At 42.3% G+C, this 15,474-nt stretch carries 14 protein-coding genes and 2 pseudogenes; 9 read left to right on the top strand and 7 right to left on the bottom strand.

Annotated features, from left to right (window positions below; all coding sequences use genetic code 11):
* Positions 1-515, bottom strand: a 515-nt coding sequence (locus AZ66_RS08520) for an FAD-dependent oxidoreductase (protein WP_044354449.1), incomplete at its 3' end; no start/stop codon positions are given.
* Between the two features lie 504 nt (positions 516-1,019).
* Between AZ66_RS08520 and AZ66_RS08515 the strand changes: the two genes are divergently transcribed.
* The 6 genes and pseudogenes from AZ66_RS08515 to AZ66_RS08490 all read left to right on the top strand — a co-directional run bounded on the left by AZ66_RS08515 (position 1,020) and on the right by AZ66_RS08490 (position 7,950).
* Positions 1,020-2,201 carry a multidrug effflux MFS transporter gene (locus tag AZ66_RS08515; RefSeq protein WP_044354448.1) on the top strand — a complete coding sequence of 394 codons (1,182 nt, stop codon included), beginning with the start codon at positions 1,020-1,022 and terminating at the stop codon, positions 2,199-2,201.
* A gap of 275 nt (positions 2,202-2,476) precedes the next feature.
* Positions 2,477-3,196 (top strand): lipoprotein BA_5634 family protein, encoded by a 720-nt coding sequence (locus AZ66_RS08510; protein WP_231586786.1) that lies wholly within the window; start codon positions 2,477-2,479, stop codon positions 3,194-3,196.
* 40 nt (positions 3,197-3,236) lie between these two features.
* Complete coding sequence (locus tag AZ66_RS08505) at positions 3,237-3,929, top strand: ABC transporter ATP-binding protein (protein ID WP_044354446.1); 693 nt, start codon at positions 3,237-3,239, stop codon at positions 3,927-3,929.
* Positions 3,930-3,946: 17 nt separating this feature from the next.
* Positions 3,947-5,928, top strand: a pseudogene (locus AZ66_RS08500) (ABC transporter permease).
* Between the two features lie 85 nt (positions 5,929-6,013).
* Positions 6,014-6,709, top strand: a complete 696-nt coding sequence (locus AZ66_RS08495; protein WP_231586785.1) for a response regulator transcription factor — start codon at positions 6,014-6,016, stop codon at positions 6,707-6,709.
* Between the two features lie 4 nt (positions 6,710-6,713).
* Positions 6,714-7,950: pseudogene (locus AZ66_RS08490) on the top strand (HAMP domain-containing sensor histidine kinase).
* A gap of 134 nt (positions 7,951-8,084) precedes the next feature.
* Here the strand turns inward: AZ66_RS08490 and AZ66_RS08485 are convergent.
* From AZ66_RS08485 to AZ66_RS08470, 4 genes are all read right to left on the bottom strand, one after another.
* A complete protein-coding gene (locus AZ66_RS08485; protein WP_231586784.1) occupies positions 8,085-8,477 on the bottom strand; it encodes a hypothetical protein in 393 nt (130 codons plus the stop codon).
* Positions 8,478-8,687: 210 nt separating this feature from the next.
* Positions 8,688-9,293 (bottom strand): flavin reductase family protein, encoded by a 606-nt coding sequence (locus AZ66_RS08480; RefSeq protein ID WP_044354443.1) that lies wholly within the window; start codon positions 9,291-9,293, stop codon positions 8,688-8,690.
* A gap of 4 nt (positions 9,294-9,297) precedes the next feature.
* Positions 9,298-9,912 carry an alpha/beta hydrolase gene (locus AZ66_RS08475; RefSeq protein WP_197081677.1) on the bottom strand — a complete coding sequence of 205 codons (615 nt, stop codon included), beginning with the start codon at positions 9,910-9,912 and terminating at the stop codon, positions 9,298-9,300.
* Between the two features lie 2 nt (positions 9,913-9,914).
* Positions 9,915-10,859: a ring-cleaving dioxygenase gene (locus AZ66_RS08470; RefSeq protein ID WP_044354441.1), complete on the bottom strand. Its 945-nt coding sequence runs from the start codon at positions 10,857-10,859 to the stop codon at positions 9,915-9,917.
* A 307-nt stretch (positions 10,860-11,166) separates the two neighbouring features.
* On the opposite strand from AZ66_RS08470, the gene AZ66_RS08465 reads away from it, so the two are divergent.
* Together AZ66_RS08465 and wrbA are read left to right on the top strand one after the other, a co-directional pair.
* A complete protein-coding gene (locus AZ66_RS08465; RefSeq protein WP_231586783.1) occupies positions 11,167-12,561 on the top strand; it encodes a GMC oxidoreductase in 1,395 nt (464 codons plus the stop codon).
* A gap of 217 nt (positions 12,562-12,778) precedes the next feature.
* Positions 12,779-13,387, top strand: coding sequence for an NAD(P)H:quinone oxidoreductase (gene wrbA, locus AZ66_RS08460; RefSeq protein WP_044354439.1), 609 nt, complete (start codon positions 12,779-12,781; stop codon positions 13,385-13,387).
* A 22-nt stretch (positions 13,388-13,409) separates the two neighbouring features.
* On the opposite strand, the gene AZ66_RS08455 is transcribed toward wrbA, so the two are convergent.
* A complete protein-coding gene (locus AZ66_RS08455) occupies positions 13,410-14,024 on the bottom strand; it encodes a diadenylate cyclase (RefSeq protein ID WP_044354438.1) in 615 nt (204 codons plus the stop codon).
* A gap of 32 nt (positions 14,025-14,056) precedes the next feature.
* Positions 14,057-14,671, bottom strand: coding sequence for a diadenylate cyclase (locus AZ66_RS08450; RefSeq protein ID WP_044354437.1), 615 nt, complete (start codon positions 14,669-14,671; stop codon positions 14,057-14,059).
* A 207-nt stretch (positions 14,672-14,878) separates the two neighbouring features.
* On the opposite strand from AZ66_RS08450, the gene AZ66_RS08445 reads away from it, so the two are divergent.
* Positions 14,879-15,472 carry an NADPH-dependent FMN reductase gene (locus AZ66_RS08445; protein WP_044354436.1) on the top strand — a complete coding sequence of 198 codons (594 nt, stop codon included), beginning with the start codon at positions 14,879-14,881 and terminating at the stop codon, positions 15,470-15,472.
* Positions 15,473-15,474: the final 2 nt, after the last annotated feature.

Raw genomic sequence — 15,474 nt, 5'->3', positions numbered from 1 at the left:
TCGTAAGGTTGTTCTAAGCGAATACCAATGGAATCCAACCAGTCGATTGCACTTGCGGAATTGTCGACGAAATAACGAAGCATTTCTTTGTCGTTCGTACCGTGACCGCCTTTTAATGTTTGTTCGAAGAAGAGGTCGTTATTGTCTTGAATGCCTTGCTCTTTTTGGAACTTGGTCTGGGAAGCATTCATACCCGAAGAGGATTTCATCGTATTTCCGCCAGCTGCCGGCATTTTCTCGAAAATAACCGGATTCATGCCCTTGGCTTTGGCCTCAAGAGCAGCAGTCATTCCCGCTCCGCCGGCACCGATGATGATGATATCATATTTGTCTTTCAATTGATCGATAGGGGTATAGCTCGCTTTAGAAGCGCCGGATACAGCTTCTGTTTCTGGTTTCTCCGTTTTTGCTGCGTTTTCTTGACCCTGCGTCTTGTTCCCGTTACTGCCGCATCCTGCGATGATAAGCATGATTGACAGAAGAAGAATCATTGTTGCTGTAGCTTTCTTTCTCATGTGAAACCCTCCACTTTCTATCTCTTTATAAATGAACATAGTTTCAATACCCAGAATAAAATCAGACGAAGCAAACCAGATGTTGGCTGAGCTATGTACTCAAAATCTCCGTTATTTTACGGTTATTTCTGGTCTTTTCCGTATTGAAAGGGTATTTGTTTAATGCTCATTTCAATTTTAATCTATATGCAATCTATAGATTGTGATGTAATTCACATTATAGGGTGATTTTTATCATATTTGTCATGCGTAAATATTGGTAAATCAAATCAGAGGTAAATGATGTCTAGCATGTCTCGGGAGTTATGACGGGTAGATATAGGTGGTTCTAACTAAATAGTTTTGCTATAATGTGGATTATATTATGAATTACCCCCTATAACATTGTAAGGTGATCACTCATTATGGCACTCTCATTTGCAAGATTAATTAAATGCAAACCCCCGATTCCCTGACATTTCGATGATGTAATTGAGATTTTCGAAATTATAGGGGGAATGCAACTTGGCACAAAAAATCTCAACTCCATCATTGCTTTTGTTTATTATTCTTGTGGGATTTCCACAAATCAGTGAAACGATATACACGCCTTCCTTGCCGGATATTGCTAGTCAATTGCAGGCAAGCAACAACATGATTCAGCTTACGCTTAGCATTTATTTTCTTGGTTTTGCGTTTGGTGTGTTTTGCTGGGGAAGGCTATCGGATGCAATTGGCCGACGTCCTGCTATGCTGTGGGGCATTTTCGTATATGGAATCGGCAGCCTAGGCTGTTACCTGTCAGGTTCCGTGGAATGGCTATTGGTAAGTCGGTTCATTCAGGCATTCGGTGCAAGTACAGGCTCGGTTGTGACGCAAACGATCCTGCGAGAAAGTATAGACGGTTCGAAGCGTCATGCTGTATTTGCTCAAATCTCAGCAGCTCTTGCCTTTACACCGGCTCTAGGGCCGCTGATTGGGGGCTGGGTTGACCAGTCGCTAGGATTCAGGGCTGTATTTCTAACCCTTGTCATGATGAGCGTGGCAATATTTGTATACACGTTCGTTTCTTTGCCTGAGACGAGAGTTGGTACGATGACTTCAAAAGTGAATACAATTGCTGTCGTCAAGCGCCTCATTGCAGACGGCAGAGTATGGGCATTTGGCTTTCTAATCGGCGCAACAAATGGCATTCTGTTCAGTTACTATGCAGAAGCGCCTTTCGTTTTTATTGAATACTTTAAGATGACGCCCGGCATCTATGGCTTCTTTGGTATTTTTGTAGCGTTGTCTTCAATAATAGGAGCCATGCTGTCGAAAAGACTATTGTCCACCTTTAAGCCGGAGCGAATCATACTGTTCGGCTGTCTCGTTACTGCACTCGGTGCTGGAGCGCTGGTCGGGTTTACGTCAAGTGGATTAAGCTCATCGCTGTTGTCCATGGGTGTATTTGTCGCCTGCATCTTCATCCTGCTGCTTGGGATTGGCATGGCCATTCCTAACTGCTTAAGCCTAGCGCTTGTGCGCTACAGCGATGTATTGGGTACGGCAGGGGCAATTTTTGGATTAGGGTATTATCTCATTGTAAGCCTGATTACGAGCGGAATGAGCTATTTGCATAATGACTCATTAGTGACGATGCCTATGTACTTTTTCGTACTGGCAGCTATTATGGTTATTGTGAGCAGACGAATTTCGAGAGAGTAAGCAAGGTAAATGCATGGCAACTAGATGTGTTACTGCATAGAGAAAGAAGCCGATTTTCTGAAATAGAAAATCGGCTTTTTCTTGTTTTAACATAAAACAGCGGCAGTCTTTTAGTTCATGACTGCCGCTGTTTTCTCTGGAAAAGTCACGTGTTCATTTCGATTCTTACTAAAAAGTAAGGAAGATGATGAAAATGGTTAGACAAGAGTCATTAACTTGAGAAGCAAAGTCGTCTATAATCCAGACATCAGATGAATTTGATAAAAGGAGCAGACATGATGAAAAAAATAATTGGTTTCGTGTTGGTTATCGCTATTTTTGCAGGAATAGGATTTGGGATAAAACGTTATATAGAAGGACCATCGCAACCGGCCGATGGAATTGTAGTGATCGGAGCTAATCAAGATTTGAATAAAGTCAAAGAACTGTACAAAAATAGAAGCAAAGAAATGATCGACTACAAAATGAAATTGGTTACAACAACAATAACTACAAAAATTGCAGAGCAAGATCGGGATGAAACAGGTGAAGAATTCTCAACTCGATATATCAAGTATTCAGTTATTACTCGTTCTACAGCTGAACAATTCATCAAGAAGGGGATTCTTAGAGCCAGACAAGATCCTGAGAGCACGTCTACTATTTCAGATCCAGTTACCGCCATCAAAGAATTATCGAATGGTCAAAATCTGTTATTCTCTTTATTTGATGAAACGAAGAGTGGTCAAATTGATTTGAATGGTCAGATGGTGCCTGTACAGCATGTGAAACATCAGGCGTGGATCGGGTATATGCCAACTACGGATCTTGTTATTGTTGACGACCAAACTTACAACAAATTAAAGGAAGCTGAGTCAACGCTCTCATTGATTCGTTTCCAAAATTATAGCTACGATTATAAAAATAAAGAGAAGGTAAACAAGATTTTAGATGAAGTCAGAAGTGTGTATCCAGATAGCGAAGACAAAGTTAACTTTGTAGATGTACAAGATTGAGTGTAAGAAATCGAACCTTAGGTGATGAGTGGGTGACAGTGTGGAAGTTGTACGCATGGAAAATGTAGTGAAAAGTTATGGCGAAGGCAATAGCAGGGTAGATGCGTTAAAAGGGATTAACCTTTCGATTCAGCAAGGAGAATTTGTCTCCATCGTAGGTGTGTCAGGCTCGGGGAAAAGTACACTGCTGCATATATTAGGAGGGTTGGATCGGCCGACCTCAGGACAAGTATTCATCGGAGAAAATAGTATTTACAATTACTCGGACAATGAGCTTTCGATATTCAGAAGAAGAAAGGTCGGGTTTATTTTTCAATTCTTTAACTTGATTCCAGTATTAAATGTCCAGGAAAATATCGCGTTGCCCACGATATTAGATAATGAACAGGTAGATATGACGTATCTCGATGAAATTATAGAAACTCTAGGGCTTCATGAACGGAAGACTCATCTGCCCTCCGAACTATCTGGCGGCCAGCAGCAACGGGTCTCCATTGGCAGAGCGCTTATCAATCGTCCGCATTTGATACTGGCCGATGAGCCCACAGGCAACCTGGATACGAAAAATACGAAGGAAGTCATGGATTTATTACGTTTGACAGCCAAGAAATACAATCAAACCATTGTGTTGATTACGCATGATTTATCGATTGCATCGGCTTCCGACAGGGTCATTACGATCGAAGACGGTAGTATCATTTCAGATCAACGGCTAGCTGCGAATCAGGCATAGACTGGAGGTGAATGAAGTTGATTAGCAGTTACAAACAACTTAGCAGCCGGTATTTAAAGGGGAATATCAAGCGAACCATCTTGACCTTGGTCGGAATTGTACTCTCTGTAGCATTAATTTCCACGATCGGCTTGTTTATGAAAGGATCGCAGCTCTCCCAAATTGATAACATCAAAAAGCTGAATGGGTTTTCGTTTCATGTCGGCATATCCAATTACGATGAAGCGATACTGAATAAAATCAGATACAATCCCCAAATCGCATCGTATGGATTAATGTCCCAGGGAAAGACCATCCCACTCGGGGACGTTTCGGTACAAATGAATTTCGCCGATCAACATGCGTTGGCGTTTTTACCCTATAGCCTTCTCGATGGACAACTACCAGCCAATGAGCATGAGGCAGCTGTCGATTCATGGACTCTTCCTTATATCCATAAAAATCTTAAGCTCGGCGACTCCTTTCAAATGGATGGAGAAACCTATAAACTGGTTGGACTGCTAGACAATCGCGAGTTTACACAGAAAAGTAAAGTGGGTCGATTATTAACCTATAAACGTGATTTTGCCAGCGGGGAAGGCAGGATTTTAATTGAAATCAACCAAAAAGCAAACTTTAATGAGGTTATAGACGAGATCAAATCATTCACTGAAAATGAGAACGTGGTTATCAATGAAGAATTGATCAGAGTGTTGAAGCCACAGTCGAATCGCTCGATTTTGGCTGTGCTCGTCATCGTCATCAGTATCGTTGTGGTCGCGACAGCCGTCGTCATCTATAACGCCTTTCAAATCAGTGTCGTTGAGCGGATGAAGCAGTTCGGGTTGCTCCGAAGCATCGGCGCGACGCGCAAGCAGATTCGACACATCGTCATGAGGGAAGCAGCTGTGCTGGCTGTTATCGCCATTCCGATTGGAATTGTATGCAGCATCTTGGCTCTTGCTGCGCTGCAGTTCATTTTTTTTCTGGTATTAGAAACGAGCGCAAGAGTATCGTTCTTTCACATCGACTGGCAAATCATATTGATCAGTTCGATCATTACCCTGACAGCGGTGTTGGTGTCCAGTTATTATCCGGCTTTTTTTGCAGGCAGAATATCTCCCTTGCTGGCAATCAGCAGCAGGTTATCGATAAGGAAAGAATCGATCAAAAAACAAAAAATACGGTGCTGAAAAAGCCCGTTTCTTTTCCAATGAGCCTGGCCTTGAAAAATGTAAAGAGAAATAAAAATCGATATACAATTACCATCTTATCGATCATTATAAGTAGTGTATTGTTTATTACTTTTTCGTCGATTATGGATATCGCATTTGAGTCCAAGTATATGAAGACTGAAAGCACGCGATCGGATCTAACCATCTATCTGAAACAAGATCATCATGATTCTTCCGTAGACAATCAAGCCATTTTGGAGCAATTGAAGTTGCTTGGGAATGTATCTGATGTTAGCGATGAGGAAAACAGTTTTCGAGTCAAATTGAAGGATGTCAATCAATCTAGCGCGACTGTTGCGGACATCCAGCAGAGCGTTGGAACCAAGCACTCGATTACAATCGTTAATCACCTGGACGAGAATAAAACAAGGAAAGAATCAGAGCTTGTGATTAAAGTGCTCGTATATGGTTTTATTGCGGTTATTTCTCTGATTGGCAGTATGAATATCATTAATACAATTACGATCAGTATCATCATTAGACGAAAAGAACTGGCTGCATTAAAATCAATAGGCATGTCGCAAAAAGATCTGAAAAAAATGATTATCTATGAAGCGCTCATATACGGTGTTTCTGGAAGCTTACAAGGGATCTTTTTCGGATGTATACTTTCCTATATAATATATATGGCAGCTTCCGGTGTCTTAAAGGTTCAATGGACGATTCCTTATGTGGCTTGTATTATTACGTTTGCTGCTGCATTGTTCATCAGTTATGTATCAGTTCTGATTCCGCTGCGCAAAATCCAAAAGGATAATATTATTGATGTGATCAGGGAAGAATAATACCAAGGGCCTGGCTATGTGTATAGTCAGGCTATTCTGATTTTGTTGGCCTATGGCTGAAATAGAAAGAGGAGGAGGCCACGCGTTGAGCAACATATTGCTGGTTGAAGATGATGAAGCTCTCGGTCTAGCTATCGAATTTTCATTGAAAAATGAGGGGTATGAGGTGGTCAAAGCCTCTAGTGTCAAAGAAGCGAAGCAGCAGTTTGATCATCGTACTTTTGATTTAATTATTCTAGATATCGGTTTACCGGATGGAAATGGCTATGATTTATGCATGTATTTCAAAAAACAGAGAGACACATCGGTAATTTTCTTAACTGCCCTTGATGAGGAAGCGAATGTGGTCATGGGACTGGATATTGGTGGGGACGATTATATTACGAAGCCCTTTCGCGTGAAGGAACTCATGTCCAGAGTGAAAGTGCAATTGCGTAAGCAAGCGCGTCTAGGGACTTCTTCCACCATCTTAACATCTGAGAATATCAAAATCGATATGAACCTAGTTAAGGTGTACAAAAATCAAGAGAGCATTCCGGTAACGAATTTAGAATATAAGCTTCTTCTCACATTCATGATGAACGCCCACAAAGCACTGAAAAGAGATGAGCTCCTTATGAATATAACGGAAGGTGATGAGGTTTTCTTTGATGAAAATACGTTATCTGTATACATTCGACGTTTGCGAGACAAAGTAGAAGATGATCCGAGAAATCCGCAGTTTATCGTCACACAAAGAGGATTGGGCTACCGCTGGAGCAAGGATGTGAGCAGAGAGTAAGATGATGAAAAATACCGAGTTGAAAGGCTATATCACGATACTGGCCGTTCTGTTAACGTTATTTACCGTTTATCAATTCATTACCCAACAACTGTTCTACAATCAATTGAAAAGCGATTCCATTGCATCTTGGGGGGGAATTACCGCCAGATTGGTTGAGCAAAACCCTGAAAATGAAGCGGAAATTTTGAAAGTCTTAACTAGCCATTCTACGGACTCCATTCCATATCAGGAAAAAGGGAGAGAGATATTAAGGCATTATGGATTATATGAAGGTCTGGAGTCGCAGCTTTTCCCACTTCTAAATAACCATATTGCTCGCCATAATCAATTTATGTATTGGGGATTGGTGTGTTTCGGATGTATCCTGCTTCTGGCAAGCTACATGCAGCACAAGCTGATCTTCCAGAAAATTAGACAGCTTACCTCGGCAGCCAAAAAAAATAATCGATGGAGATTATTCGGTTGTCATCAATGAAAACAAAGAAGGGGATCTCGCCAAACTGGCGGTTTCCTTTCGTTCGATGAAAGATATTATTCGCAAAAGCATGCAGGATTTACGTGAAGAGAGAGCATTTCTAGTACAAATGCTGCAGGATATATCTCATCAACTAAAAACACCGCTTTCCACGATATCTATCTACAATGAGATGATGATGAATGACAGCTTGCCGCGCCAGCAACAAGTTCAACTGTTGGGAAATAATGATGTGCAAATCTCAAGAATGAATGTCTTGATTCACAATTTGTTGAAGGTAGCGAAAATCGATGCAAGAGCTATTTCATTTGAGAAAGAACCGGCCAATTTGGTAGAGACCATTGAGGACGCTCTAGATCGCTTACAGAGCATGATTACCAATCAGCATATATCGATTGATTGGCATACCCCGGAGGAAGTAGTCGTTGTTCACGATAAAGTATGGATGCAGGAAGCATTATTGAATCTGCTGAAGAATGCGATAGAACACTCCGAACCCGGTGAGAAGATTAAGATTGCAATCGAAGATACACCGATTTATACAGAGCTGGTGATTCAAGACTTCGGAGAGGGGATTGCAGCTGAGGAATTGCCGCATATTTTTGAACGATTCTACAAAGCCAGAGGCTCCAAAAAGCACGATTCGGTAGGGATTGGCTTGGCCTTAGCCAAATCCATTATCGAAGCGCATCAAGCCTTGATTAAAGTGGAAAGTGAGAGATACGCGTATACGAAATTTACGGTTACGTTCATGAAATACTAATGTTCACTTCTTACTACGAAAAAACAGCGACAGCCGTGGACTATGTATGTCCATGAACTGTCGCTGTCTTCATTTCTAGCAGATCCATTTCTTGTTTTTGCAAGTAATGTGGTCGGTATTATATCAACCTAAGGTCAATTAATGAAATAAGAAGCCGTGATGTGGTTGATTGTATAGGAGGAAGGTGCCGCAAACTGCAAATACAGATACCCGTCTTCAGTTGCAGTGAAAATTCTTCCTACATTGCTGTTGAAAAATGTCCCGAGATGATTGCTCGAGTCATATACCGAATAGTACGAATAGCTCCCTTGTGCATAGACCGTAAGCTGTTGGCCTTTCTTCAAATAGATCCCTTCCAGTGAGCTCAGTTCATTAGGACGAAGTGCATAGTACTTAACGAACTTCTGTGTTTGTTGAACCTCAGGCTTGACAGCATCGACAGGTGCAGTGGAAGCATATGCAGGCGCTGCTGTAGCCAGGGCGACCAGTACTGACATGGACAAGAGCAATTTCTTCAAACGATTCATCTCCTTTGATAGTTTGGCAAGTAATATCTGGAAGTTATGTTAAATATAACTCAACATCGGATTCTTGTAAACACTAAATTCCGATTTTTTTGTAGGAAATAAAAAGATATCAATACATGAAGAAAGACTGCCAAATGATTGGCAGCCTTTACTATGATTAAAGATATTGTGATTCATTAATTTGATAGGTTGCGAACTCATAACTATTAATCAATTGGGTCGGTCAATGCTAAAGATTTCACCTAGCTTCGAATAGTTGTTACCGGCTAATCGGCTCACAGGCTTTAATCGTTGTGCATCGATACGCCCGCTCTCAACCAATTCTTCCGCAATGTGAAAGCAAACGACTCTCCCGATAATGAGATCACAAGATGGAGTCGTTCCGCCAAGAGCAAAAGATTGCTCTAATATACATTCCATGCGGATTTTGGCTTCGGCAATCCCCGGAACCTTAATCTTGGCACTCGGGAGGGAAGTAAGTTGAGCGAAGTCCACTTCGCTCTCATCAGGCGGAAGATTGGCCGCGGTTTGATTGATTGCCTCGATATAATCCTCATCCGATATATGAACAACAAACGAACCCGTTTCCATGATATTTCTTGACGTATCTTTGCGAACGCCATTTTTTCTTTGGACGGATACAGAAACCATGGGCGGATCGGCAGAGACGATATTGAAATAGCTATAAGGTGCAGCATTTAGTACGCCTTCAGCAGACAATGTTGTGATGAACGCAATCGGTCTCGGGAGGATGCTGCCGATGAGCAGTTTATAATTATCCCGCTCCGTTTGCTCCTCCGGATAAATGGTTAACATGGGCTCACCCCTGATTAATATGGCTTTGTAACCAAGATGAGGCTGCATGAACCTCGGAATGCGTTAATTGATGGCCATGCTGCTCCCAATGGACGGTAACATGTGCACCCGCTTGGGTTAACAGCGTCTGTAGTTCTTCCGTCTCTTGCGGTGCGCAAATCGGATCGTTCTTTCCTGCACCGATAAATACAGGCGTTCCGGTAAGGTCGGGCAGTTTCAGCCCACGACGCGGAACCATAGGGTGATGCAACACTGCTCCTCTTAGGGAACCTTGGTGATGAAATAAGAGGCTTCCAGCTATATTGGCCCCATTGGAGTAACCGACTGCAATGAAGTTGTTGCGATCAAGCTCATATTTGGATGATGCTTCATTCAGAAATTCATTCAGCTCATTGGTTCTAAAGATCAGATCCTCTTCATCAAAAACGCCTTCGCTTAATCTGCGGAAAAAGCGGGGCATGCCGTGCTCAAGTACATTCCCTCTAATGCTCAGTACTGATGACTCTGGCGATACGATTTGCGCAACCGGAAGCAAATCATGCTCAGTTCCGCCAGTACCGTGGAGCAGGACGAGTGTAGGCTTTGATGGATCCGTGCCTTTTTGAAAAATATGCTGCATGATTATTTCCCCTCCAATTCGCGTACTTGGATAGGAGGCAGTAGCTTCTCGATTTGTGCTCGGTGCGGTTCATATTGTGCAGGCAGCTTCAAGTCTGTACCAAGTTCCTCAAATGTCTCGTCACGGGTGAATCCTGGAGGATCGGTAGCAATCTCGAATAAGATTTCCCCCTGCTCACGGAAATAAATTGCATTGAAATATTGACGATCGACGACCGGAGTTGGGTGATATCCGGCTTGCGCAACATGCTCTCTCCATTCCTCATGATCCTTAAAGTCTTTGGCGCGCCATGCGATATGGTGTACGGTTCCGTATCCGCCAGAACCGCGTTCCATTGGTGCAATATTAATGTCGATTACATTGCCCAGATCGGCGCTCCCTTTGAAGCGCATCCAGTCTCCTTCTTGGCCGATCATTTCGAGTCCCATCACGTTTTCAAGCAATTCAGAGGTTGCCTTCGGATGAGTACTATACAATACGGCCCCACCGAACCCTTTAATGGCCTTATCCACAGGGATTCCTCCAAAAGACCATTTGCTATTCGGACCATCTTCTCGTGCCACGATTTCGAGCTGTAGCCCGTCATGATCCGAGAATTGCAAGAATTGTTCGCCGAATCTATCTTTACGGGTAATTTGCACACCGAAATGTTGCAATCTCGCTTCCCAGAAATCCAATGAGCCCGTTGGAACGACAAACGTTGTCACTCCTACTTGTCCGCCGCCGACGCGGCCTTTCCGTCCCGTTTCCCAAGGGAAAAATGTCATAATCGTTCCGGGACTTCCGTTTTCATTCCCGAAATAAAAATGGTACACCTCAGGAGCATCGAAATTCACTGTCTTTTTTACAAGACGAATACCTAGTATCCCTGCATAAAAATCGATGTTTTCTTGCGCGTTTCTAGCAAATGCCGTGATGTGGTGAATACCTGTTGTATGTTTCGCCATGATAATTGCTCCTTTTGCATTTATTTTTATTGTTTCCCATAACCTCGTTTTCAATTTAGAAGACCTTCGTATTGGAACGCTGCTCTCCTTTTCTAATAATAATTAATGATAAGCTGCTTTATAAAAGTTAGTATAACATAAATTATCTCGAAATCAAGATAATCAAAAACAAAGGGAGCAGAATGCTAATGAATTTGGAATATGAGACAAGAAGCGGGTAATAAAATGGAGTGGACTAAAATGGAGAGGATTGATCCATATGTGGGTGTACCCTAATAATTGGATACCTACCAAATCGCTCGAGGAAATGGCCAATACAGAATATGACGTGCTTATTGTTGGGAGTGGCGCAGGTGGGGGAGCGATGCTATATAGATTATGCGAGTTATGGAAAAACCAAGGGGCAAAGCGAATTGGGATTCTTGAAAAAGGGGATAAACTATTTCATTCGCATGCATTAAATATCCCCACCATGAATGTCGACCGTATGCGTGATCAATTATGGCCCGATAATTCTACTCCTATCGGGGAGCGGCTTCCGGAATTTTCGGGAGCTAGGTTAACGTTTGCTCTAGGAGGAAGGACATTGTTTTGGAATGCTGCCTGTCCTCGACCCGCAGAGTTTCAACTTCAATCTTGGCCTGTTCATCCAGAAGAGTTGGACGTATATTTTAGGACTGCCGAGCGTGTATTGCATTGCACTACATCTTATGCCGATGGCTCTACCATGCAAAGGATTCTCTTGAACCGGCTTCATGCAGGAGGTGTGCTAGAAGCGACTGATATGCCTCTTGCCATTGATATGTCAGGTCCGCGTATGGGGGAAATTCATTCTAATGCATGGTTCAGTTCCATTCACTTTCTTGCATATGCCCTAAATGATAGACCTTTTGATCTTGCAGTGAATGCGTATACTACCCGCGTACTCCTCGAAAATGGCAATGCAGCAGGCGTCAATGTAATGTCTCCAGATAAAAAAACGCATACCATTCGAGCAAAAAATGTTGTCATTTCTGCAAGTACATTGGAAACACCTCGCATTTTGCTCAATTCGGGCATACAAGGAGCAGCAATCGGACGTTATTTAACCAATCATTCATTTGTATTGGGTACGGGGAAAATAAGCCGTCGGGAGTTTTCTGATAATCTTGGCAACCTGGCAATCTTGAAACGCGAAACAAGAGAATCCCCGTATCAAATCCAAATCTTAGGCCCTAATCAATTTTTCTCATACCAGCAATTCGAGGATAAAGTGCTCCCGGATCAACTGAGCATCGTATATGCTGCCTTTGGTTTAGTGGAGTCGCGGCCAGAGAATAGAGTTTATTTAGATCCAAACCGTCAAGATGAATACGGCGTGCCTTTGAACCAAGTTGATTTTTCTTATAGCAACAAAGATTATACAGTGATTCAGCAAATGCGTGATGGTATTGCTCGATCGGCAAATGCAATGGGAGTAACCTTAGATGGGGAGCCTACCTTATTTCCGCCGGGTAGCGATGTTCATGAATCTTGTACTTGCCGAATGGGAACTGACCCCGCTACCTCAGCGACTAACCGTTATGGAGAACTTCATGGAGTTTCCGGTCTCTACGTCGCTGATAATAGCGTGATACCCGTTCTTGCTGCAGCGAACCCGACAAATTCTACGGTTGCATTAGCATTTCGAACAGCCGATCATATTGTGCGTACGAATAGGTAAGGGCAGTTTTTACTTGGGAGCGTTCATGGTTTCCAGGCATTTGTTCAGCGACACAATAATGAACCCTCCCAGGATAAAAACATTCTTCTGCGATTGACCTGAACCTATCCCGCCACAGATGGAAGAGGACGTATGAAACATGAATCAGGAGGCGAAACTCATAGTAAGTTTGTATTGAAGTAAATGATGATTCCAAATGAGAATAGGAGCAAGTAGGATGGGTGCAGTGAAACTGGCAGTTATTTTTTACAGCATGACAGGAACGAATTATCGCTTGGCTCAATGGGCAGCGGAAGGCGGCAAGGAGCAGGGGGCGGAAGTAAGAGTATTACAAGTTCCAGAATTGGCTTCTAAAGAGACAATAATAGAAAATCCAGCGTGGAAAGAACATGTCGATCATGTGAAGGATGTACCCGTCGTAACTCTTCAAGATCTGGAATGGGCGGATGCCCTTATTTTTAGCGTGCCGACACGTTATGGCACAATGCCCGGACAATTGAAACAGTTTTTAGATACTACCGGGAAGTTATGGTTCCATGGCAAGTTAGTTAATAAGGTGGTTAGTGCGATGGCTTCAGCCCAAAATCCCCATGGCGGGCAGGAGCAAACCATTCTGGGAATCTATACCGCTATGTATCACTGGGGTGCCATTATTGTTTCACCAGGCTATACGGATCCTTCCCTTTTTACAGCCGGGGGAAATCCTTATGGGACAAGCGTAACTGTACAAAACGGTAAAATGGTAGAGGATGTTCAGGCTGCAGTTAAACATCAAGCCAAACGTACCGTAGACGTCTGCAAATGGATCGCAGCAGGCAGTAATTAAGTATGACTCTGTCCGTTGCTGTTCAGGAAGCTGAGAAAGGAAAGAGATTGCCTTCCAATGAGAAATAAGTAGTTCCGCCGTTCGTGATTAATATAATCAATGCATCACACTTTTCTGACAAGCCGATTGCTGATAACTCCCGGATATCTGCTGCTCGATCCCAAAAAATTTGCTCAGTTAATGGCAAGGTATTGGAAGCGGAAACAATCAAGTCAGATTGAATGAGGACAGCTCCTTCTTGAAGCAAACTATCAGGTTGAAATATAGATTCTAATAGTTGACTTGTAATTACCGCATTAATGGGTATCCCTCCGTTTATAAACGGTGCTACGGGGTCGTCAGCTTCTATTACAATGAGAGCTTCTTGGCGTTTTCGGCTAAGTTTATGTATGGCCAGAGATAATTCAGTACTGCATTTCGTATACTTGGACAACATACGATTAAGTAAGTATGTCGATGCAGTCGTTTCCAATTCAAGCAGTTCTCTCGACAACTTTTGGACAATGTCAATGATACCAATATCATTATGACTGAGAGTAGCAATATTTTGATTCACCTTTTTTTCGATTTCCGTTAGCCTTTCGTTCATTTCGAGCCGGAGCTGCGAAAAATCATTATGGGTACTGTGTTTTTTCATATTCAACAATGCACTCCTAGAGGTGATTAAGTTCACTCGTCAGGGATTTCGAATCCATATAACGAGCCATTAAAGGTAAATGATTTCGCACCTGTTTCCTCAGATACGATGAAGGTTAGGGCATCTGTATTTTCAGATAAGCCAATCGCTGCGCGATGCCTAGTACCGAGCTTGGTCTTGTATAATTTCCGGGTTAGCGGAAGTACATTTGCTGCTGACACGATAGTATCATTCTGAATTAAGACAGCACCATCGTGCAGTGGACTCCCTGTATGGAAAATGGAAACTAACAGCGTACTTGTGATCTCTGCGGATAGAGGAGTGCCAACGGTGATCAAATCATTTATCCTATCTTCTCTTTCCACGATAATAAGGGCACCTTTCCGTTGATCGCTCAGCAGCTTAATGGCTTTGAATATTTCATTGCATTGACTTGTATAGGGATGAAGAAGTCGACTCAAATGATAGGCGGAAACCAGCTTGCCTGCATCGGAACATATTTTAGAGAGAAACTTCAGATTTTTTAGAATATCGATATCTTCCTGATCCATGGACGCTAACATGCTTTTAATCTTCGAGGACAGATGTTGAAATTGATTATAAACATCAGTCTGCTGAGGAGAAAATAAATCGCAATTACTTTCCATACGCAACCTCCTTTACATCATATTGTTTCCAAACCTGTTCAAATTATGTGGGCTGCCGCTCATCCAATTGGTCTTGCATATTAATTTACAGAATTATTTCCCAGTATAGAAAAGTTGACGAAATGAAAATCATCGTGTTACTATACATCTCGAATTAAAGATATTCGAATTCAAATATTTTTGGATTTTTGAAAGGTGAGAGTAAGAATGAAGTTTTTAAACAAGTTCTTTACTTCAAAACATAAGGAGGAAAAAGCAATGGCAGAATTAAATATCGGAATCATTATTGGATCAACACGTGAAGGTCGTGTAAGCCCACAGGTGGCAAAATGGGTTAAAGAAATTGCAGATCAACGAGGAGATGCGAATTATACAGTGATTGATATTGCGGATTACAAATTGCCTTTACTAGGTGAACCAGGGCAAGATGCTTCTGGTGTACAAGCGTGGTCCGAAGTGATTGCGAAACAAGACGGATTTGTATTCATCGTACAAGAGTACAATCATTCCATTACAGGTGCTCTCAAAAATGCACTGGATTATCTACGTGTAGAATGGAATAACAAAGCTGCGGGTATTGTATCTTATGGCTCTGTAGGTGGTGCACGAGCTGCTGAGCATCTGCGTGGTATTATGGGTGAGCTATTGATTGCAGATGTGCGTGTACATCCTGCATTGTCACTATTCACAGATTTTGAAAATGGTACTGATTTCAAACCAAAAGCTGTCCAAGCCGATTCTGTTAATCAAATGTTAGACCAATTGATCCCTTGGTCCAAAGCTTTATATACGATTCGTTAATC

The organism is Paenibacillus sp. E194 (assembly GCF_000935845.1).
Lineage (GTDB): Bacteria > Bacillota > Bacilli > Paenibacillales > Paenibacillaceae > Paenibacillus_B > Paenibacillus_B alvei_B.
Note: the sequence above shows the minus strand (reverse complement) of the source record. Positions and strands in the feature narration are given on the sequence as shown.

Excerpts from the sequence above, each read along its gene's own strand:
- AZ66_RS08510 (WP_231586786.1), top strand. The coding sequence starts at position 2,477 with ATGATGAAAAAAATAATTGGTTTCGTGTTGGTTATCGCTATTTTTGCA.
- AZ66_RS08485 (WP_231586784.1), bottom strand. The coding sequence starts at position 8,477 with ATGAATCGTTTGAAGAAATTGCTCTTGTCCATGTCAGTACTGGTCGCC.
- AZ66_RS08480 (WP_044354443.1), bottom strand. The coding sequence starts at position 9,293 with ATGTTAACCATTTATCCGGAGGAGCAAACGGAGCGGGATAATTATAAA.
- AZ66_RS08475 (WP_197081677.1), bottom strand. The coding sequence starts at position 9,912 with ATGCAGCATATTTTTCAAAAAGGCACGGATCCATCAAAGCCTACACTC.
- AZ66_RS08470 (WP_044354441.1), bottom strand. The coding sequence starts at position 10,859 with ATGGCGAAACATACAACAGGTATTCACCACATCACGGCATTTGCTAGA.
- AZ66_RS08465 (WP_231586783.1), top strand. The coding sequence starts at position 11,167 with ATGGCCAATACAGAATATGACGTGCTTATTGTTGGGAGTGGCGCAGGT.
- wrbA (WP_044354439.1), top strand. The coding sequence starts at position 12,779 with ATGGGTGCAGTGAAACTGGCAGTTATTTTTTACAGCATGACAGGAACG.
- AZ66_RS08455 (WP_044354438.1), bottom strand. The coding sequence starts at position 14,024 with ATGAAAAAACACAGTACCCATAATGATTTTTCGCAGCTCCGGCTCGAA.
- AZ66_RS08450 (WP_044354437.1), bottom strand. The coding sequence starts at position 14,671 with ATGGAAAGTAATTGCGATTTATTTTCTCCTCAGCAGACTGATGTTTAT.
- AZ66_RS08445 (WP_044354436.1), top strand. The coding sequence starts at position 14,879 with ATGAAGTTTTTAAACAAGTTCTTTACTTCAAAACATAAGGAGGAAAAA.